Raw genomic sequence first — 22,659 nt, forward strand, 5'->3', positions numbered from 1 at the left:
TCAGCCCTTTTCTGCCTCGCGAACAAGAAGAACGGGAGCCGGGGCATGGACTCTGATGTAATCGCTCACCGACCCCCCCAGTAACTTGTCGAGGTCGACAAGACCTCTGGCAACGAGTGGGCGACGGTCTTGAGATGCGATTACGACCAGATCAGCCTGTGTCTGCTTCGCTGCTTGGCAGACCTCACGGCCGATGTCAGCACCGGTTGCATGCAGCGGTTTCAGGTCGATTCCATAGCTCCGAGCCCGTTGCACGGCGGAATCAAGCACGTCGTCTGCCTTGGTTCGCCCCCCGCGTGTTGGTGTGATGTCCTGACGACTGACGTGGACGCCGGTCAAGGTTCCTCCTGGGATGTCCCGAACCAGTTCACAGGCCGTACGCACGGCCTCATCGCCAACACCCGTTCCGTCGACGGTGACCATGACTCGATTGACGTGGCGGACATAAAGGTCATCCCGCACTAGCAGCATCGGTCGTGTGGACAGCTGAAACACGTACTGACTGGTGCTGTTGGAGAGGATGGATTGGAGTCTGCCCAGCCCTCGTGAACCCATCACGATGAGATCGCAGCTGAGTTCTTCGGCAACTTTCAGCACGGTCTGCTTGGGATCTCCCTCGCGAACCAACGTGTTCACCCCGTCTGGATTCAGGGCCATCTTTTGGATGGCGGCTTTCAGCAGCTGTTCAGCATTGCTGCGGTGGTCATCCGCCTGTGATTTGTTCTGTTCCTGCACGACGTGCAGGAGATTCACCTTGGCTCGTCCAAAGCTCGGGATGTCTTGAAGCATTCGGACCATTTCCTCGACATGCCCTGTCCCTGAGTCGGCGATCAACAGGTTTCTGAACACGGTGGTGCGGCAGTCTTTGCGAAAGCCTATGGGCGTGATCCCCAATGAACAGCAAGCTGAGGGAGAGCGTTACGCCCCAGCCCTGGCGCCTCCAGAAACGTGTTTTGCCGCAGCACACGGATCATGCTGGCGTGGTTTGGCATGGCACCTACATCGCCTGGCTTGAGGAAGCACGTGTTGAAGCCCTGGCCTTGGCCGGAGCCCGTTATGACCAGATCGCTGCGGCTGGAATTGAGATGCCGGTGGTGTCGCTCCAGATCGATTACAGACGCAGCCTCAAACATGGCGACGTTGTAGAGCTTGAAAGTGTTTGTGGCCCTCAGCGCGGTGTCCGCTGGCCCTGGTCCTTCCATCTGTTTCACAACCGCGACTTGGTCGCGGTTGCGGTCGTTGAGCTGGTGATGCTGGCTGCCGAGGGTCGCGTTCTCAGGCGAGCCCCAGACGAGTTGATGCCGGTGATGGAGCGATTGATCCTTGGCCCGCAGAGAGAGGCGTTAAGTTAGTTGGTACATTTGTACTGATTCGATGCGAGCCTGGTGGTGGCTGTGGAGTCGTTGCCCGGGCATCGGTGCGGCGCGAATGCGGATGCTTGAGGCCGTGGCTGTTGAGCATGGCGTCGGTCTCGAGGATCTCTGGGCGTGGCCGATCGATCGGTTGCAGCGGGCACTGGCCTGGCCAAATTCACTGGTGCAGCAGGTCGATTACTTTCGCCGGATCTCTGGGGCTGCTCCTGATCTCAACGTTCCTGGCGACGTCATCCTTCCGGGGGATCCAAGCTGGCCAGTGCTGCTGAATGAATTACAGAGGCCGCCTCTGGCCCTGTTCCATCGGGGTCGTTCGGAGCTCCTGGCGGTCATTGCCCAGCAACGCTGTGTTGCCGTGGTCGGCACCCGATCGGCATCCCCCCATGGCCTTCACGCAGCTGCTGAACTCAGTAGCGCGCTGGCGCTGGCGGGCTGGCCTGTACTGAGTGGCCTTGCCGAGGGCATCGATGCTGCGGCCCTTCGCGCCTGTCTGAACGCAGGCGGGTCTCCCATCGCGGTGCTTGGAACCCCCCTCAACCGTGCGTATCCCAGCCATCACCGCAGGCTGCAAGCAGCGATTGGTGAGAAGGGCTTGCTGCTGACTGAGCAGGCCCATGCGGCACCGGTCCGTCGAGGTCATTTCGCAGCTCGTAACCGTTTGCTTGTTATCCTGTCCTGTGCCGTGGTGGTGGTGGAGTGCCCTGAGCGAAGCGGTGCCCTGATCACGGCTCGCTGCGCTGTTGATCAGCAATGTCCTGTCTGGGTTGTTCCCGGTGATGCCGGACGCGGGTCCGCAAGGGGGAGCAACGCATTGCTTCTCGACAAGGCGGCTCCGCTGCTCTCGCCACAGCAGCTCATTCACCATCTCGGTGAAGGCCCCTTGCCGGCCCAATCGCCAGTGGTATCGGTCCGAACGGAGTGGAGCCACTCTGATCAGAGGCTCCTTGAGGCCCTGGAACATGGAGCATCGCTCGAGGAGCTCAGTCGTGTTCTGAACCGGCCATCGGCACGTCTGGCCAAGGACTTGCTGGCCCTGGAATTGCAAGGACGTGTGCTGTGTGAATCTGGACATCGCTGGCGTCCGATCCCGGGATGAGGGCTGTCCAGACCACAGAGGGCGGGCAGCTTCTCGCATGGCGACGTCGTCAGCTCCAGCGAGGTGGACAGCCAGTCGATCTCGACTGGCTGCTCGATCTTGCCGGAGGCCTGGCCTGGTCGGATCTGCAAAAACTGCTTGTGGACAGTGAGCGGTCTGTTGCTTTGCGGGTCCCCCTTTCGCAGCTGGAGGCGATTTGGCAACGTCACCTCAGCGAACAGGTACCACTGCAATATCTGGTGGGTCTCTGTCCATGGAGGGATTTGCTTCTGGAGGTGAGCGCGGCTGCTCTTATCCCCCGGCAAGAGACGGAACAATTGCTGGATCTCGCCATCAGCCTCTGCGGGGAGGGGGCGGTCAAGCGTTGGGCGGACCTTGGCACCGGGTCCGGTGCCATCGCCGTCAGCTTGTCCCGTGCCTATCCAACTGCGGTAGGACATGCCGTTGATGCCAGCGATGCGGCACTGGGTTTGGCTCGTCGCAACCTGATGCGCCTTTCTCCAGAACACATCTGCCACTTGCACCACGGCCAGTGGTGGGATCCGCTGAAGCCCTGGTGGGGTCGCTTCGATCTGGTGTTGAGCAACCCCCCGTATATCCCCAACAGCGTCATCGACACCCTTTCCCCAACGGTGCGCGACCAAGAGCCCAGGTTGGCTCTGGATGGAGGTGCGGATGGCCTGGACTGCATCCGCAGCATTGTTGGTTCGGCCGAAGACGCTCTGGCCCCTGGCGGTTGGTTGCTGCTCGAACATCACCATGACCAAAGCGAGGCAGTGCTCCAGCTGATGCGGAATGCCGGTCTTGAGCGGCTTTCCGCATCAGCAGATCTTGGAGGCATCCAGCGCTTTGCCATCGGTCAACGTTCATGTCAGGAGGGATTGGGATGACACCATCCCCCCCAGTGCTGGATGCTGTTTCGCTGGCGTCGCTGCTTCGGAACGGACAAGCTGCCGCGATTCCAACCGACACGGTTGTAGGCCTGGCCGTGCGGCCGGAACATTCACGTCAGATCTGGTTGTTGAAGCGGCGTCCTGCCGACAAGCCCTTGATCCTGATGGGAGGTGATGTGGATGTCTTGCTCGAGGGTGTGGAGGAGTGTTGTCATGTCGACGCAAGGTCGCTGGCCGAGCGCTTTTGGCCCGGGGCCCTCACGCTCGTACTGCCTGCCAGGGGTCCCATCGTCGACCTGTTGAATCCAGGGGGCTGCAGCCTGGGCATCAGGATTCCCGCTTGTCCGCCCACCTGCGCTCTGCTGAAGACCGTTGGTCCGCTCGCCACCAGCAGTGCCAACCTCTCCGGCCAGCCGGCCGCAGGATCAGCGAAGGAGGCAGCTTTGATGTTTCCGGCCCTTCCGCAACTGGGTCCTCAGCCCTGGCCAAAGCCGTCCGGTCTGGCCAGCACGGTGGCGCAATGGTGTGGATCAGGTTCCTGGCAGGTCTTACGGCAGGGTGCTGTGATGCTTCCAGAACGGTTCTGAAGCGTGATCACCCTTATCGGTCTCTGTCTTCTCTTTATGACCCTTCTTCACTGGATCGTTAAACCACTGGAGATGTTGCTCACTCCGTTTCTGGAGCTGCAGCACATCGGTGTGGCTGGCCTTCTGCTCCTGGCATGGATCTTCGCCACCTCAACGGGGGAGAGATCTGGTGTCTGATTCATCAAGCCGGCTAACGGATTTGAACCGATGACCTTCGCTTTACAAAAGCGCTGCTCTACCGCTGAGCTAAGCCGGCGTTGAACGCATCGTAAGCATCCACAGCGCCAGCTCCACCCTGTTTTTGCAGCCTGTCTTGGCCAGGGCTCTGCTGATGTGAGTCTCCACCGTGCGATGGCTTATTACCAGTCGAGTCGCGATCGAACGGTTGGTCAAACCTTCCAGCAGAAGTGCGCTGACACGTTCCTCAGCCGCCGTGAGTGGAAAACTTGAAGGCATCTCTGAACATCGACTGCTCAGAGTGTTCCCCTTAGGAGGAGCTGCCGATCGTTCGGCGAATCGGAAGGTTGGCGACAAGAGCTGTCACCCGGTCCTCAGTTTCCAGGCTCACGTCCCCTTCCTGAACGTCGATCTCCACATAGCGGGCGACCACCTCAAGAATCTCCTTCCTCATCTGCTCCAGCAGTTCGGGGTTGAGATCACTTCGGTCGTGAGCCAGCACCAGCTGGAGGCGCTCCTTGGCAGTGCTGGCACTGCTGGGCTGGCGGCCGAGCACTTTGTCGATCAGATCCTTCAACGTCATCGGTTCAGAAGATCTTGGTTTGCATCAGCTGGCGCACCTTGGCACGCAGTCCACGACGGGCTTTGGCCGGATCCATGAGTGGGATGTCTTCCCCCTGAAGCCGCCTGGCAACGTTGTTGTAGGCCTGCGCAGCCGGTGATGAGCTACCCCCAAGTGTGAGAGGTTCCCCCCGGTTGGTGCTCACGATCACCTGCTCATCTTCAAACACCAGGCCCAGAAGAGGCAGCGCGAGGATGTCCGTGACGTCGTCCACGGAGAGCATCTCCTGAGTGGACATCATCTTGGGCCGAACGCGGTTGAGCACCAGCTGAACCGGGGTGACCCCTTGCGTGTTCAGCAAGCCGATCACACGGTCAGCGTCTCGGACAGCAGCCACCTCCGGCGTTGTGACAACCACGGCTTCTTTGGCTGCGGAGGCTGCGTTCTTGAAGCCATCCTCAATTCCTGCCGGGCAGTCGATCAGCACGTAGTCGAATTTCGACTCAAGAAGCGAGACGATCGCTTGCATGTCCTTGGGTGTCAGCCACTCGAGCATGCGGGGGTTTCCAGCTGGCAGGAGAGCGAGATTCGGCTCCTGTTTGTGCTTCACGAGAGCTTGTTCGAGTCGGCAGGATTCAGCCAGGACCTCCTGAGCTGTGTAGACGATTCGATTCTCGAGACCAAGCAAGAGATCGAGGTTGCGAAGGCCGAAGTCGGCATCAAGAACCACCGTGCTGCAGCCGAGTCGCGCCAGAGCGATGCCGAGATTGGCTGTGGTGGTGGTTTTGCCGACGCCGCCCTTGCCGGAACAGATCAGGATTGTTCGGGACGTCGACAACGGAGTCTCACCTCGGTCTGGCCAGAATAATCAGACCCTTTCCACTGACAAGCACGGAGATAGCCGTCTCGAATGCCGTACTCAGTGGTCGCAGAGTCGATCAGCCGGTGCCGGCTCGATCACGATGGCATCACCTTCGAGGCGGGCTTGTTCCGCCAATCCCACCTGGGGAAGGTCGTTCGGCCCTCGGGCGACGACATCAGCAATGCGCAGCTGGAGTGGGCGCAGCTGGAGCGCAACAATTCTTGCCTTGCGGTCGCCTTCCCTGCCGGCATGGGCAACCCCCCTAAGGCGACCCCACACCATCACATGCCCTGTGGCGGAGATCGTGGCGCCAGGATTCACATCTCCCAGCACCATCACATTGCCATCACTCTGCACGTGATCCCCGGATCGCAGGGTGCCTTGATGAAACAGCAGCCCCTGGGGCAACGCGCCCTCGTTATTCCGTGTCGTCGGGGGCAGAGACGACACACTGTTCAACCGGGCCGGCAACCCCAGGGCATTGGCGCTGACGACAGTCTCCGGAACCAGGCCCGAGAGCAGTTCCAGGCTGATCCCATGGTCGGACAGGGCCGTGAGAAGACGTTGAACATCACTGCAGGTCAGCCGCCAGTCACCACAGTCGATGTGAATTGTTCCCGATTCGAGGTTCTGCAACAGTCCTGGCAGGGCGTCGAGCCAGTGCTGAACGTGCCGATCAGGCAGTCGGAGGATCTGCATCGGCCTCGTCAACAGTGCACTCCATTGAAGGGTCAGAGACCCTCACGGTCCATTGCAAGCAGCAGGTCCCCATGGATCTCGCCGGGATGAATCAGCCATGAGGTTTCCGCTGGCGTCACAAGACTGCTCACGAGGGGTGAGACTTTCTCTAAGGCCAGGAGATGGCGGCCATCCCAAATTCTGAGGCCACCGCGATAGGGGTGGTAGCCCCTCAGTTCTTGATGCCGCAGGCCGCAGCAGAGGGTTGCGTCGTAACCGATGGTCTCGGCCAGCCGGCTGGCGATGGCCAGAGCTGCGAGCTGTTTTTCGCGACTGAGGTGCTCCACGGCGATGGCTTTCAACAGGCGGCGATCCAGGAAGCGGCTGCAGAGATCAGCCAGTGGTTCCGGCCCCTCCTCCTGCCAGCGTTGGAGGTGATAGCCCGTGCGCAAATCATCGTTGGCCAGAAAGACGTTCAACGTCATCTCAGCTGGCGCCCAAAGCCACTGATGCATGACGTCATCCGTCCAGACCTGTCCCGGTCCGAGATTGCGGGCCGTCTGCACCAGGCGTTCAAGGAGCCAGTTGCACACCACGTTGAGTCGGTGGTTGTAGACGCTCCGATACATCAGGTTGCGCACGACCAGGTAATGCTCCACGGCCATCAGACCTTTGGGGTGAATGGCCAGATCGCCGTCGGGCGCCAGGGTGATGCCGGCAAGGATCCGGTCGAGGTCCAGCTGCCCGTAGCGAGTCCCGGTGCTGTAGCTGTCCCGAACCAGGTAATCGAGTCGGTCACAGTCCAACTGGCTGCTCACCAGCCTCTTGATCACTGGGCGATCGGTCAGTCCGTGCTCGAGCAGATCCGCGACGCGATCTGCCGTTCCTTCGGCGTAGTCCTCCAGAGGGTCCCGAATGCTTGGCTGCTCACGGATCACCCGGGCTGACCAGGCTTCATGGTGATAGCCGAACATGTCCTCCCCGGTATGGCTGAGAGGGCCATGGCCGATGTCATGGAGCAGGGCCGCGGCGTAAAGAATCCCTCGGTGTTGCGCCAGGTCAGGATCACCGCTGTGCAGGTGCCGGAAGGCACGCCTGGCGAGATGGAACACCCCCAGGGAATGGGTGAAGCGACTGGATTCGGCTCCATGAAAGGTGAGGAAGGCTGGGCCGAGTTGACGGATTCGCCGCAGTCGTTGGAAGGCGGCTGAATCCACGAGGGCAATCACCATGCACTCCGCCGGGTCCTCGGCGTTCATGCCGATTCCGCCGTGGAGTGGATCGTGATACGTGCGCTGGCTCATGCCTCGCTGGTGTTTTGCTCCGTCTCCAGCAGCGACTCCATCTCCAGCTGCGAACCCATCCAGTTCATGGCTTCCGTGATCCAGCGATCGCCCTCGGCTCCTGGGTTGAGTGGCTCTGGTCCATCGAGAATGCGCTCCGGCTCAATTCCCTCGCCCTGGATATCCCGGCCACTGGGTGTGACATACCCAGCCACAGTGACGGCAAGACCACTGCCATCGCTGAGGTTTGTCAGGGTCTGGATCAGCCCTTTCCCAAAGGTGCGGCTGCCCATCAGCGACGAGCGATCGTTGTCCTGAAGGGCACCAGCAAGGATTTCACTGGCGCTTGCTGTCCCACCGTTGACAAGGGTCAGCATCGGACCGTCGAAAACAGTTCCGACGTTGGCTCGGATGGTGTCGTTGATGCCCTCCCGATCACGGGTTTCGACGATCGCCGCACCACTCAGGAAGTCATCGGCCACCGCCAGCCCTGAGCTGACAAGCCCACCGGAATTGTTGCGGAGATCTAGGACGAGCCCCTCGACGTCTTTTGCCTGAAGCTCCTGGAGAGCTTCCAGGACCTGCTCTGGAACCCCTTCGGTGAATTGGGTGATCCGGATGTAACCCAGTGTGTGCGAGTCATTGCGCAAGCGTCTCGTGCGGACCGGTCGCAGATCGACATGGCGGCGTTCGAGATCAAGCTCCCGTTCCAGTCCATCGGCTCCCTGGATCGTCAGCACGACCTGTGTGCCGACATCACCGCGCAGGGCCTCAGCTGTTCCCTCAAGGCCCAACGGTTCCACCGATTGGTGGTCCACCGCAAGGATCTTGGTCCCGCTGCTCATATCCGCGTCGGCTGCCGGTGAGCCATCGAGGGCGGAAATCACAACCACCTCCCCTGTCTCCTCTCCAGGACCCAGCTGCAAGCCAACCCCGCTGAGGTTGCCGCTGGTGCTGTCCTTCAGCGCTGCGTAGTCCTCAGGTCTGAGCAGGCGTGTGTATGGGTCGTCCAGGACGGCGAGCATCGTTTCAATGGCTCCGTAGGCGTCATCACTGCTGACGATCGTTTTCTCGAGAGCTTTCTGTCGTTGTCGCCGCCAGCGCACGCGATCCAGTTGCTCCGGATCGAAATACCCCTGGTTGACCAAACGCCAACTGTCGACCACAAGTTGCTGGGCATCGCTGAGGGCGTCGACGGACTGGACCCCAGGCGTGAGGCTGACGATCAGAAGCAATGTGATCGCAACGAGCGTTCGGCCAGCCGCACACCCCAGGCGGCGCAGTGGATTTGAATATTCGTTAATAAACGGATACATAGCGTTCCTCCTGGCGCGGTGTCAGAAACGTGCTCAGTAGACTTTCGCAACTCGAGCCCGCTTGTGCATGGCGAACTCATCTCCGGTTTACGACTGGTTTCAGGAACGTCTTGAAATTCAAGACATTGCTGACGACATCAGCTCCAAATACGTGCCCCCCCACGTCAACATTTTCTATTGCTTGGGAGGAATCACGCTTGTTTGCTTCCTGATCCAGTTCGCGACCGGGTTCGCGATGACCTTCTACTACAAACCGACGGTGGCTGAGGCCTACACGTCGGTTCAGTACCTGATGACCGATGTCAGCTTCGGCTGGCTGATCCGTTCTGTGCACCGCTGGAGTGCATCGATGATGGTGTTGATGCTGATCCTGCATGTGTTCAGGGTCTATCTCACGGGTGGTTTCAAGCGTCCGCGTGAGCTCACCTGGGTAACAGGCGTCACCATGGCCGTGATCACGGTTTCTTTCGGGGTGACCGGTTATTCCCTCCCCTGGGACCAGGTTGGCTATTGGGCTGTGAAAATCGTGTCTGGAGTCCCCGCCGCCATCCCTGTTGTCGGCGATTTCATGGTTGAACTCCTTCGTGGTGGTGAAAGCGTTGGACAGTCCACCCTCACTCGCTTCTACAGCCTCCACACCTTCGTGATGCCTTGGTTGCTCGCGGTGTTCATGCTCATGCACTTCCTGATGATCCGGAAGCAAGGCATTTCTGGCCCGTTGTGATCAGCGCTTCTACTGTTCTTTCAACACCCGATTAACCGATGCACATCCTTAAAAAGCCAGATCTGTCCGATCCCAAGATGCGGGCCAAGCTCGCCAAGGGCATGGGTCACAACTATTACGGTGAACCCGCTTGGCCTAACGATCTTCTTTACATTTTCCCTGTCGTCATTCTCGGCACGATTGCTTGCATCGTTGGACTTGCAGTTCTTGATCCGGCCATGCTGGGTGATAAGGCCGATCCCTTTGCAACTCCTCTGGAAATTCTCCCTGAGTGGTACCTCTATCCCGTTTTCCAGATTCTGAGGGTCGTTCCCAACAAGCTTCTCGGTATTGCTCTGCAGACCCTTGTGCCTCTTGGTTTGATGTTGGTTCCCTTCATCGAAAGCTTCAACAAGTTCCAGAATCCGTTCCGTCGTCCTGTCGCCATGGTCGTGTTTCTGTTCGGAACCATCACCACCATTTACCTGGGAATTGGAGCTGCCCTTCCCATCGACAAATCTCTAACCCTCGGACTGTTTTGATCGCCTAGTTTTCAACGTCTGAAGTTGATCAAATTAAGCTTCCTGCAGACCTTCGGGCTTTGAGTCCGAGGGTTTTTTATGTCAGATCAATGAATCGCTTCCCGGATCAAGATGCAACATCAGCACATCATCCGGATTGACCCTCAGAAAATGATGCATCAGCAGAAAACCGACGATCGTCCAGGTTTGATAAGTCCTTGACTGCTGTCCCACCCAGGTGCCTGTTGGCCCATCGAAATATTCGGCCCACTGCTGACGGGGCAATTGGTTGAGATGGCTCCAGTAGCACTCCTCGATCAATGTGTTCATCTGGCTCATCAGGAGAACATCGGCATTTGGATTCAGCCGTTCATGCAGCAGGACTGAGGCCCCAAAGAACCAGAGCAGGCTCGGCCAGTGGCCTCCGTTGTGATAACTCCATGGCCAGTTTTTTGGGTCGGAGCCTGTTTTGTTCTGCCATTCAATGTTGTCCATCGGTGGGTGACAGATCCGCATCGGCATTTCAGCCATGAGGTCGTCGCGGTTGTGTTGAACGAGGCGAAAGAGAGCCCTCTGCTGGGGAGCGGTGAGTAAACCGAACAGGGAGGCCAAAGAGTTCCCCAGGCTGTAGAAGCGGAAGTCAGGCCGACCAGTTCGCATGTTGCCGATCATGTAACCGCCTCGGTTGTCCAACCAGTCCTGAAGCCAGTCGGGAATCACCTGGGGTTGGACGTTGAATTCGTTTTGGTACTGGTTGTCTCCGTACTGTTCCGTCGGTCGTCGCCTCAGCACCTGCATGGTCTTACTGGTAACCCAGTAGTGCTTGAGCAGGTACTGGCGCAGGTCGTGCATCCACTGGCGGCTGAGTCTGAGACGCTGATCGAGCAGGGCACTGTTCTCCTGGCGGCGATGCAGTTCCATAAGTTCGATGCAACTGCGCAGCGCGGCGAAGAGGAGAACCTCCACTTCCAAAGGCGCCCCCCAGACGTCCATCGGGCGATCGATCATGAAGGCGCAGTCCGGCACAAACAGCACCGGAGTGCCTTCAAAGCTGGGGTTCAAGACAAGATCCAGCAGGAGCTGTAAGCCCCGCTGAACCCGCTGACTGCTGCCGAACGCTTTATCCCCGCTGCGTTTGACGTAGATCCAGCAGAGGATCGGCCACCACAGGCTGGCGTCCACAGAGGTGATCCGTCCAATGGAGCGTTGGCCATAGTCCGCGATCAGTTCGCCTTCCTCTTCCACGAAGCTGGTTGGGAACACACCTCTCGTCTGAACGGTGGTGCTCTGAAGATCGAGGCAAACACTGAGAAACTGCTTCACCACCGGGAAGCGGTTCTGCAGAAGCAAATAGATCATGACGGGAACGTTGTCCCGCAGAAAGATTTCGCCGTAATTGAGGGCTTCGTCGTGGTTGGGATGCTCAAGCGCTGCGACGCTGCCGGCTAACTCGCCTCGGATCGCAACAAGGGTTCGTTCGAAGTGTTCCTTCGCCTTGTCCACCACCTGGTCTTCCTTGGAACTGGGGCGGAACCTCTGGTTGTGCTGCGTGAACCGTGCCGGCATGCACCCCTTCCAAGGCCTGATCTGCCGAACCTAGTCATGGCAATGGTTTTCGCCAGTGGAAGCAAGTCTTCAGGTTTGGCAATCGCTGCACCAGTGGGTGCTTCGTCCGGAGAGCTTGTCCCTTCGCAACGGCGTACCGCAGCGACGGCAGGGCTCTCCACCGCGGCGGTAAACCCATGCCTGGCCGCCGTAGTTGCCGTTGACGCCCTCAAGATCACGGAAATCGCTGAAGGTTGTCCCTCCGGCACCAATGCTGGCGTTCAGCACCTCAACAAGGCACTGCTTGAGGGTCTCGAGCCGTGCCAGAGAGAGGCGACCGGCAGGGGTAAGCGGGCGGATTCCAGCCATGAAAAGGCTTTCGTCGGCGTAGATGTTGCCGACACCGGCCACCAGGCTTTGATCCAGAAGTGCACTTTTGATCGGCCGAACCGATCCCTTCAGTTTTCGTTTGAGATAAGGGGCGGTGAACGCCTCACTGAAGGGTTCCGGCCCCAGTTGTTTCAGGCCCTTGATCACGGTTTCGACGGCTTCCCCTGGCGGTACCCACCACATCTCACCAAAACTTCGAACGTCCACGAAACGCAGTTCGGCTCCATCGGGATTCCAGAAGCGCACGCGGGTATGCGGACAGGCTTCGCGCGCTTGCTCGTGCCATTGGAACTGACCGGTCATCCTGAGATGCACGCCCCAGACGCCGCGATCCGGCTGAAGTTCTGCCATTAAATATTTGCCCCGTCGGGTCCAGTCCCCGATCACGGACCCTTTAAGGGCATGCCTGAAGTGTTCGGGGTCATCCGGACTGGCGATCGCTCGCGCCCTGCAGATCTCAACCTCGGAAACAACAAAGGATTGGAGACGGTCCGCCAGTCCCCGGCGGACCGTCTCGACTTCAGGAAGTTCGGGCAAAAGCCTCAGGCCTGCTCCAGCTCGGCTTCGGCGAAGTTGTTGGTGTTGACACCACCATCTGTACCGTCGAGGCCGTTGTAGTTGACTTTCTCGAATCGCACGACCACCGGATAGCGGATGCCGGAGGTGTCGACGGAAGCCACTGTTCCGACTTCGTTGAACCAGTAGGACTCAGGGCGCTTGATGCGCACCTTGGCGCCGCGGGAGATCGCCATTGCTGGGCAAGGAAGGTTGCAATTGGGAGCGTATCGCTCCGCCATCGCCAGAAACAGACAGCGTCACAGAATGTCGTCCCTGTCCTTGCCGTTAAGCCTGTTGACCAGCTCTGTTGCACCAGACCAACCCACGTTGCAGCTGGATCTGCCCGATCCGGAACGGGATGACATCAGCACGATGGAATTCCTGGCCAGGCTGGAACAGGCCTGGGCCGTGTGCGACCGCTTCGATCTCCAGACTGAGATCTGGCGGGGTCGCATTCTCCGAGCGGTTCGTGATCGCGAAAAACGCGGCGGTGAAGGGCGTGGCGCAGGGTTCCTGCAGTGGTTGCGGGAACGTGAGATCAGCAAAACCCGCGCCTATGGGCTGATTCAGCTGGCGGAGTCCGCTGATGATTTGGTGGGTGGCGGCATGCTTGAGGAGAGCAGCGTCAATCACTTCTCGAAGCGAGCTTTCCTGGAAACGGCTCAGGCTGCGCCGGAAGTTCAGGTGATGATTTCCGAGGCAGCCAATGAGGGACAGGAGATCACCCGTAAACAGGTGCGTCGTCTCTCCGACGAATTCACCGCTGCAACAAGTCCGCTGCTGCCGGAGGAGATTCGTCAGCGCACCCAGGAGAATCTGCTGCCGCCTCGGGCCGTGGCCCCGTTGGTCCGGGAGCTGGCGAAACTGCCCGAACCCCAGCAGGACGACTTCCGCAAGTTGCTGAAGGAGGAGCCGGAGCTGGATCGGATCAAAGATGTCACCAGCACGGCACGTTGGATCACAAAGGCCACTGAGGCCGGAGTGGCCGTTCGTGCCTTCCAGCAAGGGGAGCTGGACCTGGAGAAGGCGATGCAAGAAGCGCAGCGACTGGATGCTCTCGGACTCCTGGCGGATGCGGTGGGTCAGGCCCAGGCTCTGGAGGCCGCCGTGCTCAAGCTGCACACGTCCTGGCGACGGCTTGGGGGCCTGCAGGAACGGTTGTGGGTGGAGAGCGGGAGCAGCACGCCCTATCTGCGCGATGTTCTGGATGCGTTGCAGTCACTCAGCGGATCCACGATGCGGGTGTCCCTCGGTGAATTGGCTGGAGGCAAGCGGGTGCGGCTGCAACTTGTCGAGGAATCTCCCGACCAGCTGGAACCACCCCCCTTGCCCTGACTCCACATCTGGTGTTCGGTAGGATCACTCCGCTAGTGGTGGTGGATCGTGGATCCCCTCGAACAGTCCCTCCATCGCCATTTCGGCTGGTCTGAATTTCGTCCGGGTCAGCGTCCGGTTGTTGAGGCTGTTCTCAGCGGCCGTGATGCCCTTGCCGTTTTGCCGACGGGTGGAGGCAAGTCCCTCTGCTATCAGCTCCCCGCCTTGATCCGAGAGGGTCTGGTTGTGGTGATCTCACCTTTGGTGGCTCTGATGGAAGATCAGGTCATGCAGCTGCAGCGCCGCGGCATTGCCGCCGCCTGTCTTCATTCAGGGCTGGATCCGCAACGCCGTCAGCAGGCCCGGAGGGACCTTCAGGAAGACCGTCTGCGCCTTCTCTATCTGGCACCGGAGCGCTTGCAGGGTGAAGCGACCCGCGGAGTTCTCGAAGATCGCGCCCGTTCAGGCCGGTTGGTGGCTCTTGCTGTGGATGAAGCCCACTGCATCAGCGCCTGGGGACATGATTTCAGGCCCGACTACCGCCGCCTTGGGCAGATCCGGGGCCTCTGTCCAGGCGTGCCGATGCTCGCCCTCAGTGCGACCGCTGCTCCACGGGTTCGGGCCGACATCATTCGATTACTCGATCTGCGGGCTCCTCTGGTTCAGGTCAGTTCCGCACGGCGGAACAACCTCACCTATTCCATGCGTCGGCGTCCACGGGATCCGATGCCCGCTGTTCTCGAGGCCCTCGAATCCTCACGGGGAGCCTCTCTCATCTATGCCCGAACCCGTCGATCTGTGGAGCGCTGGGCGGAGCGTCTGCAGGAGCTCAAGGTCCCGGCCACGCCGTATCACGCCGGTCTGGAACCCGCGGAACGTCAGTCGGCACTTACCCATTTCCTGGAGGAGGACCGCCCTGTCTTGGTGGCCACGGTGGCTTTCGGGATGGGGGTTGATCGCGGAGATGTCGGGCTTGTTCTGCACCTGGATCTTCCGGCAACACCTGAGGGCTACCTGCAGGAATCAGGTCGAGCTGGACGTGATGGACACCCGGCGTCTTGCCTGGTGCTCTTCTCACCCGGCGATCGCACCAGCCTGGGATGGGCCATGCAGGCGGCCAGTCGCCGTTGTGATTCCACAGATGAACGTCGACGTCTGGATTTGTCTCAACAGCAATTGCGCCGCATGGAAGCGGTCGCGGAAGGGGAGATGTGTCGCGAACAAGCGTTGCTTCTGGCCGTGGGAGAACTGGTCGGTCCTTGCGGCCGTTGTGATCGCTGCCTGACAAGCCCCAAGCGCCGTGATTGGTCGGCGCAGGTTCATACCTTGCTCTCCCATCTGGCTGACCAGGATGGAACGGACATCCGCCGCCTCGGAGAACAGCTGCAGATCACAGAACCTGGCCGAAGCGATCGCTGGACCTGGTTGGCTCGGCGTCTTGTTCAGGACGAGCTGATCAGGGAAAGCAATGACGGCGTCCAGCGGTTGTACCTGCGGGACAGCGGACGTCGCTACATCGATGATCCATGGCCCCTTGATTACGCCGCCTGATGCTCAGGCTTTGGCCTGACAGCGATCCTTCATCAGGTCTTTTTCAAAGCCGGACTGCGGCGCTGACCAGCTCTTCCAAGCTCCGTCCGCTCCTGTGGCATTCATCTTTCCCGCCGAACAGTTGATGGCGACGTACAGAGCCTGGCCCTGCGCGTTGAGTGTGGGTGCAACATGGGCGCCATCCATCGAAAGCCAGTTCGCCCAGTCGATTTGGAGGGGCCCATATGACCTCCAATCGGCTTTTTTGGCGATCACGGTCACGGAAGAGCCAGAGGATGCCTTGGTCTTTGGAGTCGCTTTGGGCTCGGATGTCGGCTCGGCTTTCACCACCGCCTTCACGTCGGCTTTGGGCTTGGTTTGCGCTGCCGGTGCGCTGGCGGTGGTCTGGGCAGGCTCAACGGGTGCGCTGGTTGCGCTGGCAGGCGCTTTCAGATACAGCCGAGTGCCGATCTCGACTTTGTTCGGGTCCACCAGCTGATTGATGCTGATCAGGCTGGTGACCGGGATTTTGTAGGCGCGTGCGATTTGCGTCAGCGTCTGACCTTTGGCCACCGTGTGCTCACTGGCACCGGTTACCACGGTGATCGGTGCGGCTTTGGGGCGCTTTGTCGGTTGAACAGCGCTGGATGGCAATTTCAGGGTTTGACCAAGCTCCACATGGTCGGCATCAGCCAAACCGTTCAGTGCCATCAGATCCCGGGGGCTGACGTTGTATTGGCTTGCAATGCCGGAGAGGGTTTCCCCCGAGGCCACCTGATGGCGGCCGGAACCGGCCTGAACGTTGGAACCGGGGACGGTGAGCCGGCTGCCGATTTCCACATGGTCTGGATTGCTGATGTCGTTCATCCGCATCAGCTTCGTCAGGGAAATGTTGTATCTCGCGGCGATATCAGAAAGCGTTTCACCCGGTTTGACGGTGATGCTTCCAGCAACGCTTTGAAGCGGGAACAGAGCCGTCAGAGCAAGGACGGCGAGACTGGGTAGACGCATTCTTGTCCGATTGCTATGTCGAATGTAAGGCCTATTTCAGGATGTGCCAGTGATCTAGACCGCCTGCTGCGGCAGGGAAGTAATGGGTCTTGATGAATTCAGCCCGCCAGGCGCCGCAGAACATTCAGATCAAGTTTGTAAGGGGGATATCTCACTTTGAAATCAAATCGGAAAGGACGTCGCAGCACGGCTTTGCGATGGCTGAACGTGTCAAAGCCACTCCGACCGTGATAACTCCCCATTCCGCTGCCACCGACTCCTCCGAAGGGCATGTCGGGGATTCCCGCTTGCATCACCACATCGTTGATGCAAACACCACCCGAGCTGGTGCATCCCAGAACCCTCCGCTGCTGGTCATCATTTCCTCCGAAAACGTAAAGGGCAAGGGGTTTCGGATCTTTCCGGATCGCAGCGAGGGCATCATCGAGTTGACCGAGGTTCAACAGCGGCAACAGCGGCCCAAACAGCTCATCTGACATCAGTGGATCATCTCGATCATCGACCTGAATCACGGTGGGGGCGATACGCCGCTGTTCACGATCGAGCTCGCCACCGAGCAGGATCCTCCCCTGAGACCGTGCTCCCTCGAGCAATGCCTCCAGCCTTGAGAACTGGCGGTCGTTCACGATCTTGCCCAGCTGATCCGACTTCAGCGGCTCGTTGCCGTACATCTCCGTACGTGCTGCTTGCAGAGCTGTCAGCAACCCCTCGCGTTGATCTGAAGAAACGAGCAGGTGGTCGGGGGCAATGCAGGTTTGGCCGGCATTGAGACCCTTCCCCCAGATCAAGCGTCTGGCGGTCACCGCCAGGTCGGCTCCCGACAGAACGATTGCGGGACTTTTGCCCCCCAGTTCCAGGGTGACTGGTGTGAGATTGGCGGCGGCCCCTTCAAGAACTTTGCGGCCGATGGCACCGCCGCCTGTGAAGAAGATGTGGTCAAAGGGCATGGACACCAGCTCGGATGCCACCCGGCCATCTCCAAGCTCCACGCTCACCACATCCGACGCGAAGTGAAGCGGTATCAGCTTGGCGATCAATGCCGCCACTGCAGGGGCATGTTCGGAGGGTTTGAGAACCGCCGTGTTGCCTGCTGCCAAAGCGCTGATCAGTGGTTGCAGCGTTAAGGAGAAGGGATAGTTCCACGGTCCGATGATCAGCACACAGCCCAGGGGCTCTGGAACAACGGAGGCTTGCCCCGGCCTCTGTGCCAGGGGCACTGGAACGGATGTTGGACGCATCCAGCGGCGCAGGTTCTTGTCGGTCAGCTTCAGCTCCTGAAGCAGGGCCACCACCTCGAAGAAGGCTTCTGTGGAGGGCTTGCCAAGGTCCGATGCAAGGGCTTCGAGAACGTCCTGCTCATGGGATTCCACCAGCTCTCTCAGCCGCTTCAGCTGCTCGACACGCCAGGCGTGTGAGCGGGTCTGACCACGACCAACCAGATCACGCATCTGCTCCAGATGGGAGGCGGACAGGGACACAGGGCTGACGAAAAGGTCTGACGGGTCTAGCAGTGGTGCAGCAGTCTCCGGGTGATGGCCGCTGCCCAGCCCTGGTGGTCAGGAACAGTTATCTACCAGCTGATCGTGCGCAGCTACGCCGACGGCAATGGAGATGGTGTCGGCGATTTCAAGGGTCTCAGCGGACGTTTGCCCTATCTGCGCTGGCTGGGGGTGAAGACGATTTGGCTGACGCCGGTTTACCCATCGCCACTGCGGGATGGGGGATATGACATCACCGATTTCACAGGTATTCATCCGGATCTTGGTGATCTGGCATCGTTCCATCGCTTCCTGACGGCTGCTCACGGCCAGGGGATGCGCGTCATCCTCGATCTGGTGCTGAACCACACCAGTGACCTTCATCCATGGTTTCAGCGAGCACGCTGGGCCCCGAAGGACAGCCCTGAGCGCAATGTCTATGTCTGGAGTGATGATCCCCAGCGCTATGGCGATGCTCCAGTTCTGTTCCGCCATTTCGAGTCGTCCAACTGGGAGTGGGATCCGGTTGCGGAGCAGTACTACCTGCACCGTTTTCTGCGTCATCAACCCGATCTCAATTACGCCAATCAGTGGGTGCAGGAGACGATGCTGGAGGTTGTCGACTTCTGGCTGGACCGTGGGGTGGACGGCTTCCGACTTGATGCTGTTCCCTTCCTCTGCGAACAGGAGGGGACCCGCTGTGAGGGGTTACCGGACACCCATGCCTTCCTGAAACGTCTGCGCCAGCGGGTTGATGCCCATGGTCGAGACGTGTTGCTGCTTGGGGAGGCGATTCAGCCGGTGCAGGAGGCAGCGCCCTATCTGGCGGAGGATGAATTGCATGGGGCCTTCAATTTCGTGCTCACCGCCCACTTGTTTGCGGCGGTGGCCAGCGGCAGTGCACGCGGCCTTGGTCACTGTCTGCAGGACGCGCAGGAAGCCGTTGAGGGCTGCGGTTGGGCGCTACCGCTTCGCAACCATGACGAGCTCTGGCTTGGTGATGGACACCTGATCCCGCAGGAGGTGATTCAGACCATTCGGGTTGGCCTGCCTCAGGGTCAGGGGCACTGGCTGAACTGGGGAATCAATCGCCGGCTCGCGCCTTTGCTCAACGGCGATCCCCGCGCCAACCGGCTTCTGCATGGTCTTCTCTACAGCTTGCCGGGGATGCCATGTCTGTATTACGGCGACGAACTCGGGATGGGGGACTGGCCTGGACTTCGGGATCGCGACCCCAACCGCACCCCCATGGCTTGGACGCCGGCTCGTAACGGCGGTTTCTCCACAGCCCCCGACCCGTTGCTGGTGCTGCCGCCGATCACAGCCCCGGGATACGACTACCGCGTGCTCAACGTTGAAGTGCAGAAGCAGTTGCCCGGTTCATTGCTCAACTGGCATCGCCGCATGCTCATTTGCCGGAGACTGCTGCCGGCCCTGCAGTCCGGCAGTTTCCGGTTGCTTTCCTGCTCGCATCCCGGGGTGATCGTTTATGTGCGTTCCACCGAGGCGATGACCGTGCTCGTAGCAGGAAATTTCACAGCGGCGGGCGCCGCAGTCAGCCTTGACTTATCGGATTGGCATGGCAAGCGCACCCGAGAAGTGATGTGGGGCTGCGAATTCCCCATTGCCAATGACGACTGGTACGTGTATCTGCAGCCCTATGGCTTCAACTGGTGGTTGATCGGCGAGGTGGAGGTGGAGGGTTCGGAGACGTCTGCTCAGTCGCCGGCGGCAACGGCCGTGGATCCATCCGCCTGATCGAGAACCTGATCAACAAGCGGTTGCAGTCGCCTCGCCTCATCGGTATCGACCATGGCGAGCCGGCAACGACGGGCGAGCACGTCCTCCCAGCTGCGGGCATGCTCGTGCTGCACGGCATGACGCACCTCTGCCAAGCAAACAGGAATCACGTCGCTAAGAGGTTCGCGCTCCGATGCAGGAGATGATGCGATCAGAGACAGGGCATTCAGACCGTGATTGCCCTGGAGATGCTGGATCTGCTGGTCTTGAAGCTGGCCATCCGGAAGCACCTCTTTGAGTTGTTGGCGTTGCTCCTCCAGTCCGGCAACCGTGCCGGCGTGATCGCTGGCAGCGCCCTGAAGCGGCAATGCACGGGGCGCTGGCAGGGGGCGACCGAGTTGTGCTTCAACAGCGGAGAGTGTGTCGAGTGCCATCGGACGGCAGGTGGTCCATTTGCCTCCCATCACGCTGACCAGGCCACAGGGCAGGGTCTCCACGTCGTGTTCCCGCACCACGCGGCTGCTGTCGAGTCCCTCACCGGCTGGCTTCAGCAAGGGGCGCCCGCCTGCCCATCGACTCGTCACGCTGACGGGTGAAGCGTTGGGAAACCATCGCTTCACGTAAGCGAGCAGGTAGCTCTCCTCGCTCTCCGATGGCGTGGTGGCTTCCTGTTGCGCGCAGGCTTCATCCGTTGTCCCCACAAGAGTTCTGCCGAAGAAGGGCAGCATGAAGAGCACCCGGCCGTCATCGGTGGAGGGCACCAGCAAACCAAGACCACCGGGGCAGAGTTGCTCCTTCACCACGAGGTGACTGCCACGGCTGGTGAGCATCCTTGGCGTGACGGCGGGATCCGCCATCTGACGGATGTCATCGGCGTGGATGCCGGTGGCATTGACAATCACCCGTGCCGCCCAGCGGCGTTGCTGACCGCTTTGGTCTTCGCTCACGGCAGCGCACAGACGTCCCTCTGGGGTCGTCTCAAGGCCGACAACACGGCAGTGGTTCTGCAGAACAACCCCAGCCCGCTCGGCGGTCAGCGCCAACAGCAGATTGAGTCTTGCGTCGTTGAACTGTCCATCGCTGTAGGCGACGGCGCCAGAACAGGGTCGCAGCTGCGGCATGACCTGCTGCAACTTGGCCTGCGACAGCAGGCGGCTCGAGCCGATGCCCTGGCGTCCGGAGAGGGCGTCATAAAGGCCGAGCCCAAGGCGGTAGTAGGCCTGCCCCAAAACATTGTCTGTGGGCAAGGCCAGTTCCAGGCGATGGGCCAGAAATGGAGCCTGCTGCAGCCAATGACCACGTTCCAGCAGCGCTTCTCGCACCAGCTTGAGCTGCGCCAGGTCCAGGGTCTTGAAGGCCAGTTCCAGGTAGCGGACCCCGCCGTGCAGCAGCTTCGTGCTCCTGCAGCTGGTCCCACCACTGATGTCACCTCCCTCCAGCAGGGCCACCGAAAGACCTCGACGAGACGCTTCGTAGGCCACGCTGGCGCCGCTGGCTCCAGCGCCGATCACCAGCAGATCAAATGGTTGCTCAGCCATGCCATCCCAGACTGCGGGTCACGGCGTCATTCCAGCGATTACGCCAACGTGCGCGATGGCTTGTGTCGATCTGCGGCTCAAACAGGCTTGCGCCATCGCCCCGCCGCCGCACCAGATCATCGATATCTGTCACCACACCAGCCTGAACGCCGGCGAAGAGGGCGACGCCGCGGGCGGTGCTTTCCAGATTGGCCGCTCGTCTGACGGTCAGCCCTGTGCAGTCGGCCTGAGCCTGCAGGAGAGGGTCTGAGGCCGCAGCACCGCCATCGACCGCCAGCTCACCGAGCTCTGCTCCGATCGCACTCTCCGCCAGCTCAACCAGTGTTGCCACCGAGAGCGCGATCCCCTCCAGGGCTGCCCTGGCGATGTGGCTGCTGCTGCTGTCCCGGGTCAAACCAATCATCATTCCGCGGGCCAGCGGATCCCAGTGAGGCGTGCCCCAACCGGTGAACGCGGGCACCAGCATCACGCCGCCGGAATCCGATACCTGCCCTGCCAGGCGATTCACGTCATCGGCCGTGTCGATGATTCCCAGTCCATCCCGCAGCCATTGCACGACGGTGCCGGCATTGAACAAGCTGCCCTCGAGGCAATAGGTGGGCGTGCCCCGCTCATCGGTCCAACCGAGTGTGCTGAGCAGCCCTGAATCGCATCGGCGGATGTTGTCGCCGGTGTTGATCACAAGAAAGGCTCCGGTGCCGTAGGTGCACTTCGCTTCGCCTGGTTTCAGGCAAAGCTGCCCGAGGGTTGCGGCCTGCTGGTCACCCAGCAGTGCCTGGATCGGCAAGCCGGCGAAGGGAAGTCCCTCGCTGATCCGGCCGAAATCACCGCGACACGGCAGCAACTCCGGCAGTGCACTGACCGGGAGCCCGGTCCGGTCGCAGAACGTCTCCACCCAGCAGCGCTGCTCGAGATCCATCAGCAAGGTGCGGCTTGCATTGCTCACGTCCGATCCATGACGTTGCCCTCCTGTGAGCTGCCACAGCAACCAGCTCTCCACCGTTCCGAAGCAGAGGTCGTCAACGGCTGCCGCGGCGGCAGCATCGTCGTAGTGCGACAGCATCCAGTGGATCTTGCTGGCGCTGAAGTAGGGGTCGAGCAGCAGGCCGGTGCGCTCCCGCCAGTCCTTTTCGAATCCCGCCTCCTTCCATTGGCGGCAGATCTCGGTGGTGCGCCCGTCCTGCCAGACCAATGCCGGACCGCAGGGCCGACCGTTGCTGCGTCTCCACAGCACCGTCGTCTCGCGTTGATTCGTGATGCCACAGCTCACAACCGCCCGTCGTTGGTCGTTGTTCAGGCCGTTGTGTAGATCGATCAGAGCCTGGCGTTGGCTGTTCCAGATCGCTTCCGGTTGCTGTTCCACCCAGCCGTCCGCCGGGTACTGGATCGGCAGCGGGGAACAAGCGCTGGCCACAAGCTCGCCAGCCGCAGTGAAGACAGCGGCTCGGGAACTGCTGGTTCCCTGGTCGAGTGCGAGGAGGAGAGGCTGATCCGCCATGGCCGG

General features: G+C 60.4%; 23 protein-coding genes, 1 tRNA gene and 1 pseudogene. 10 read left to right on the forward strand and 15 right to left on the reverse strand.

The window, feature by feature from the left end; all coding sequences use genetic code 11:
- Positions 1-849, reverse strand: a complete 849-nt coding sequence (locus tag SYN9616_RS0114370) for a universal stress protein (protein WP_028953718.1) — start codon at positions 847-849, stop codon at positions 1-3.
- A gap of 44 nt (positions 850-893) precedes the next feature.
- Between SYN9616_RS0114370 and SYN9616_RS0114375 the strand changes: the two genes are divergently transcribed.
- The 5 genes from SYN9616_RS0114375 to SYN9616_RS17500 are packed head-to-tail and all read left to right on the forward strand — an operon-like array spanning position 894 to position 4,126.
- Positions 894-1,352 (forward strand): acyl-CoA thioesterase, encoded by a 459-nt coding sequence (locus SYN9616_RS0114375; RefSeq protein WP_037991100.1) that lies wholly within the window; start codon positions 894-896, stop codon positions 1,350-1,352.
- A gap of 22 nt (positions 1,353-1,374) precedes the next feature.
- Positions 1,375-2,469 carry a DNA-processing protein DprA gene (locus SYN9616_RS0114380; protein ID WP_028953720.1) on the forward strand — a complete coding sequence of 365 codons (1,095 nt, stop codon included), beginning with the start codon at positions 1,375-1,377 and terminating at the stop codon, positions 2,467-2,469.
- Positions 2,466-3,359, forward strand: a complete 894-nt coding sequence (gene prmC, locus SYN9616_RS0114385) for a peptide chain release factor N(5)-glutamine methyltransferase (RefSeq protein ID WP_028953721.1) — start codon at positions 2,466-2,468, stop codon at positions 3,357-3,359. Before SYN9616_RS0114380 ends, prmC begins: the two co-directional genes overlap by 4 nt.
- Positions 3,356-3,949, forward strand: coding sequence for an L-threonylcarbamoyladenylate synthase (locus SYN9616_RS0114390; protein WP_028953722.1), 594 nt, complete (start codon positions 3,356-3,358; stop codon positions 3,947-3,949). Before prmC ends, SYN9616_RS0114390 begins: the two co-directional genes overlap by 4 nt.
- A gap of 3 nt (positions 3,950-3,952) precedes the next feature.
- Positions 3,953-4,126, forward strand: a complete 174-nt coding sequence (locus tag SYN9616_RS17500; protein ID WP_232200540.1) for a hypothetical protein — start codon at positions 3,953-3,955, stop codon at positions 4,124-4,126.
- A gap of 7 nt (positions 4,127-4,133) precedes the next feature.
- Here the strand turns inward: SYN9616_RS17500 and SYN9616_RS0114400 are convergent.
- The 7 genes and pseudogenes from SYN9616_RS0114400 to ctpZ all read right to left on the reverse strand — a co-directional run bounded on the left by SYN9616_RS0114400 (position 4,134) and on the right by ctpZ (position 8,827).
- Positions 4,134-4,205 (reverse strand) — tRNA-Thr (locus SYN9616_RS0114400).
- Positions 4,196-4,405 (reverse strand): response regulator transcription factor, encoded by a 210-nt coding sequence (locus SYN9616_RS16760; protein WP_028953723.1) that lies wholly within the window; start codon positions 4,403-4,405, stop codon positions 4,196-4,198. The genes SYN9616_RS0114400 and SYN9616_RS16760 overlap by 10 nt, the downstream gene beginning before the upstream one ends.
- 18 nt (positions 4,406-4,423) lie before the next feature.
- A pseudogene (gene minE, locus SYN9616_RS0114410) lies at positions 4,424-4,709 on the reverse strand (cell division topological specificity factor MinE); the annotation flags it as partial.
- 4 nt (positions 4,710-4,713) lie between these two features.
- Entirely contained in the window at positions 4,714-5,526 is an 813-nt protein-coding gene (gene minD / locus SYN9616_RS0114415; protein ID WP_028953725.1) for a septum site-determining protein MinD, read from the reverse strand.
- A gap of 81 nt (positions 5,527-5,607) precedes the next feature.
- The gene (minC, locus tag SYN9616_RS0114420; protein WP_037991103.1) at positions 5,608-6,249 is read right to left on the reverse strand and encodes a septum site-determining protein MinC; all 642 of its coding nucleotides are present in this window, start codon (positions 6,247-6,249) and stop codon (positions 5,608-5,610) included.
- A gap of 32 nt (positions 6,250-6,281) precedes the next feature.
- On the reverse strand, positions 6,282-7,532 hold the full coding sequence (locus SYN9616_RS0114425) for an HD domain-containing protein (protein WP_028953727.1): 1,251 nt from the start codon (positions 7,530-7,532) through the stop codon (positions 6,282-6,284).
- Complete coding sequence (gene ctpZ, locus SYN9616_RS0114430) at positions 7,529-8,827, reverse strand: carboxyl-terminal processing protease CtpZ (RefSeq protein ID WP_028953728.1); 1,299 nt, start codon at positions 8,825-8,827, stop codon at positions 7,529-7,531. The genes SYN9616_RS0114425 and ctpZ overlap by 4 nt, the downstream gene beginning before the upstream one ends.
- 67 nt (positions 8,828-8,894) lie before the next feature.
- Between ctpZ and petB the strand changes: the two genes are divergently transcribed.
- Positions 8,895-9,551 carry a cytochrome b6 gene (gene petB / locus SYN9616_RS0114435; protein ID WP_007100534.1) on the forward strand — a complete coding sequence of 219 codons (657 nt, stop codon included), beginning with the start codon at positions 8,895-8,897 and terminating at the stop codon, positions 9,549-9,551.
- Between the two features lie 38 nt (positions 9,552-9,589).
- Positions 9,590-10,072 carry a cytochrome b6-f complex subunit IV gene (gene petD, locus SYN9616_RS0114440; RefSeq protein ID WP_028953729.1) on the forward strand — a complete coding sequence of 161 codons (483 nt, stop codon included), beginning with the start codon at positions 9,590-9,592 and terminating at the stop codon, positions 10,070-10,072.
- An 81-nt stretch (positions 10,073-10,153) separates the two neighbouring features.
- Here petD and SYN9616_RS0114445 read toward each other — a convergent pair whose 3' ends face one another.
- The 3 genes from SYN9616_RS0114445 to SYN9616_RS0114455 form a co-directional block, all read right to left on the reverse strand.
- Positions 10,154-11,617 carry a glycoside hydrolase 100 family protein gene (locus tag SYN9616_RS0114445; RefSeq protein ID WP_028953730.1) on the reverse strand — a complete coding sequence of 488 codons (1,464 nt, stop codon included), beginning with the start codon at positions 11,615-11,617 and terminating at the stop codon, positions 10,154-10,156.
- A gap of 69 nt (positions 11,618-11,686) precedes the next feature.
- Positions 11,687-12,523: a DNA-formamidopyrimidine glycosylase gene (locus tag SYN9616_RS0114450; protein ID WP_028953731.1), complete on the reverse strand. Its 837-nt coding sequence runs from the start codon at positions 12,521-12,523 to the stop codon at positions 11,687-11,689.
- A gap of 5 nt (positions 12,524-12,528) precedes the next feature.
- Complete coding sequence (locus tag SYN9616_RS0114455; protein WP_028953732.1) at positions 12,529-12,738, reverse strand: photosystem I reaction center subunit IV; 210 nt, start codon at positions 12,736-12,738, stop codon at positions 12,529-12,531.
- Between the two features lie 100 nt (positions 12,739-12,838).
- On the opposite strand from SYN9616_RS0114455, the gene SYN9616_RS0114460 reads away from it, so the two are divergent.
- Both SYN9616_RS0114460 and SYN9616_RS0114465 read left to right on the forward strand, forming a co-directional pair.
- Positions 12,839-13,879 (forward strand): hypothetical protein, encoded by a 1,041-nt coding sequence (locus SYN9616_RS0114460; protein ID WP_028953733.1) that lies wholly within the window; start codon positions 12,839-12,841, stop codon positions 13,877-13,879.
- 48 nt (positions 13,880-13,927) lie between these two features.
- Positions 13,928-15,409: an ATP-dependent DNA helicase RecQ gene (locus tag SYN9616_RS0114465; protein ID WP_028953734.1), complete on the forward strand. Its 1,482-nt coding sequence runs from the start codon at positions 13,928-13,930 to the stop codon at positions 15,407-15,409.
- Between the two features lie 3 nt (positions 15,410-15,412).
- Here the strand turns inward: SYN9616_RS0114465 and SYN9616_RS0114470 are convergent, their stop codons facing one another.
- Positions 15,413-16,399 (reverse strand): LysM peptidoglycan-binding domain-containing protein, encoded by a 987-nt coding sequence (locus SYN9616_RS0114470; RefSeq protein WP_028953735.1) that lies wholly within the window; start codon positions 16,397-16,399, stop codon positions 15,413-15,415.
- A gap of 98 nt (positions 16,400-16,497) precedes the next feature.
- Positions 16,498-17,847: an aldehyde dehydrogenase family protein gene (locus SYN9616_RS0114475; RefSeq protein WP_198015217.1), complete on the reverse strand. Its 1,350-nt coding sequence runs from the start codon at positions 17,845-17,847 to the stop codon at positions 16,498-16,500.
- 84 nt (positions 17,848-17,931) lie between these two features.
- Here SYN9616_RS0114475 and SYN9616_RS15950 point away from each other — a divergent pair, with 84 nt between their 5' ends.
- Positions 17,932-19,635 carry an alpha-amylase family protein gene (locus SYN9616_RS15950; RefSeq protein ID WP_037991107.1) on the forward strand — a complete coding sequence of 568 codons (1,704 nt, stop codon included), beginning with the start codon at positions 17,932-17,934 and terminating at the stop codon, positions 19,633-19,635.
- Here SYN9616_RS15950 and SYN9616_RS0114485 read toward each other — a convergent pair.
- Positions 19,596-21,155 carry a glycerol-3-phosphate dehydrogenase/oxidase gene (locus SYN9616_RS0114485; RefSeq protein ID WP_028953737.1) on the reverse strand — a complete coding sequence of 520 codons (1,560 nt, stop codon included), beginning with the start codon at positions 21,153-21,155 and terminating at the stop codon, positions 19,596-19,598. The genes SYN9616_RS15950 and SYN9616_RS0114485 overlap by 40 nt on opposite strands.
- The gene (gene glpK / locus SYN9616_RS0114490; protein ID WP_028953738.1) at positions 21,148-22,653 is read right to left on the reverse strand and encodes a glycerol kinase GlpK; all 1,506 of its coding nucleotides are present in this window, start codon (positions 22,651-22,653) and stop codon (positions 21,148-21,150) included. The genes SYN9616_RS0114485 and glpK overlap by 8 nt, the downstream gene beginning before the upstream one ends.
- Positions 22,654-22,659: the final 6 nt, after the last annotated feature.

This window comes from Synechococcus sp. CC9616 (assembly GCF_000515235.1).
Taxonomy (GTDB): domain Bacteria; phylum Cyanobacteriota; class Cyanobacteriia; order PCC-6307; family Cyanobiaceae; genus Parasynechococcus.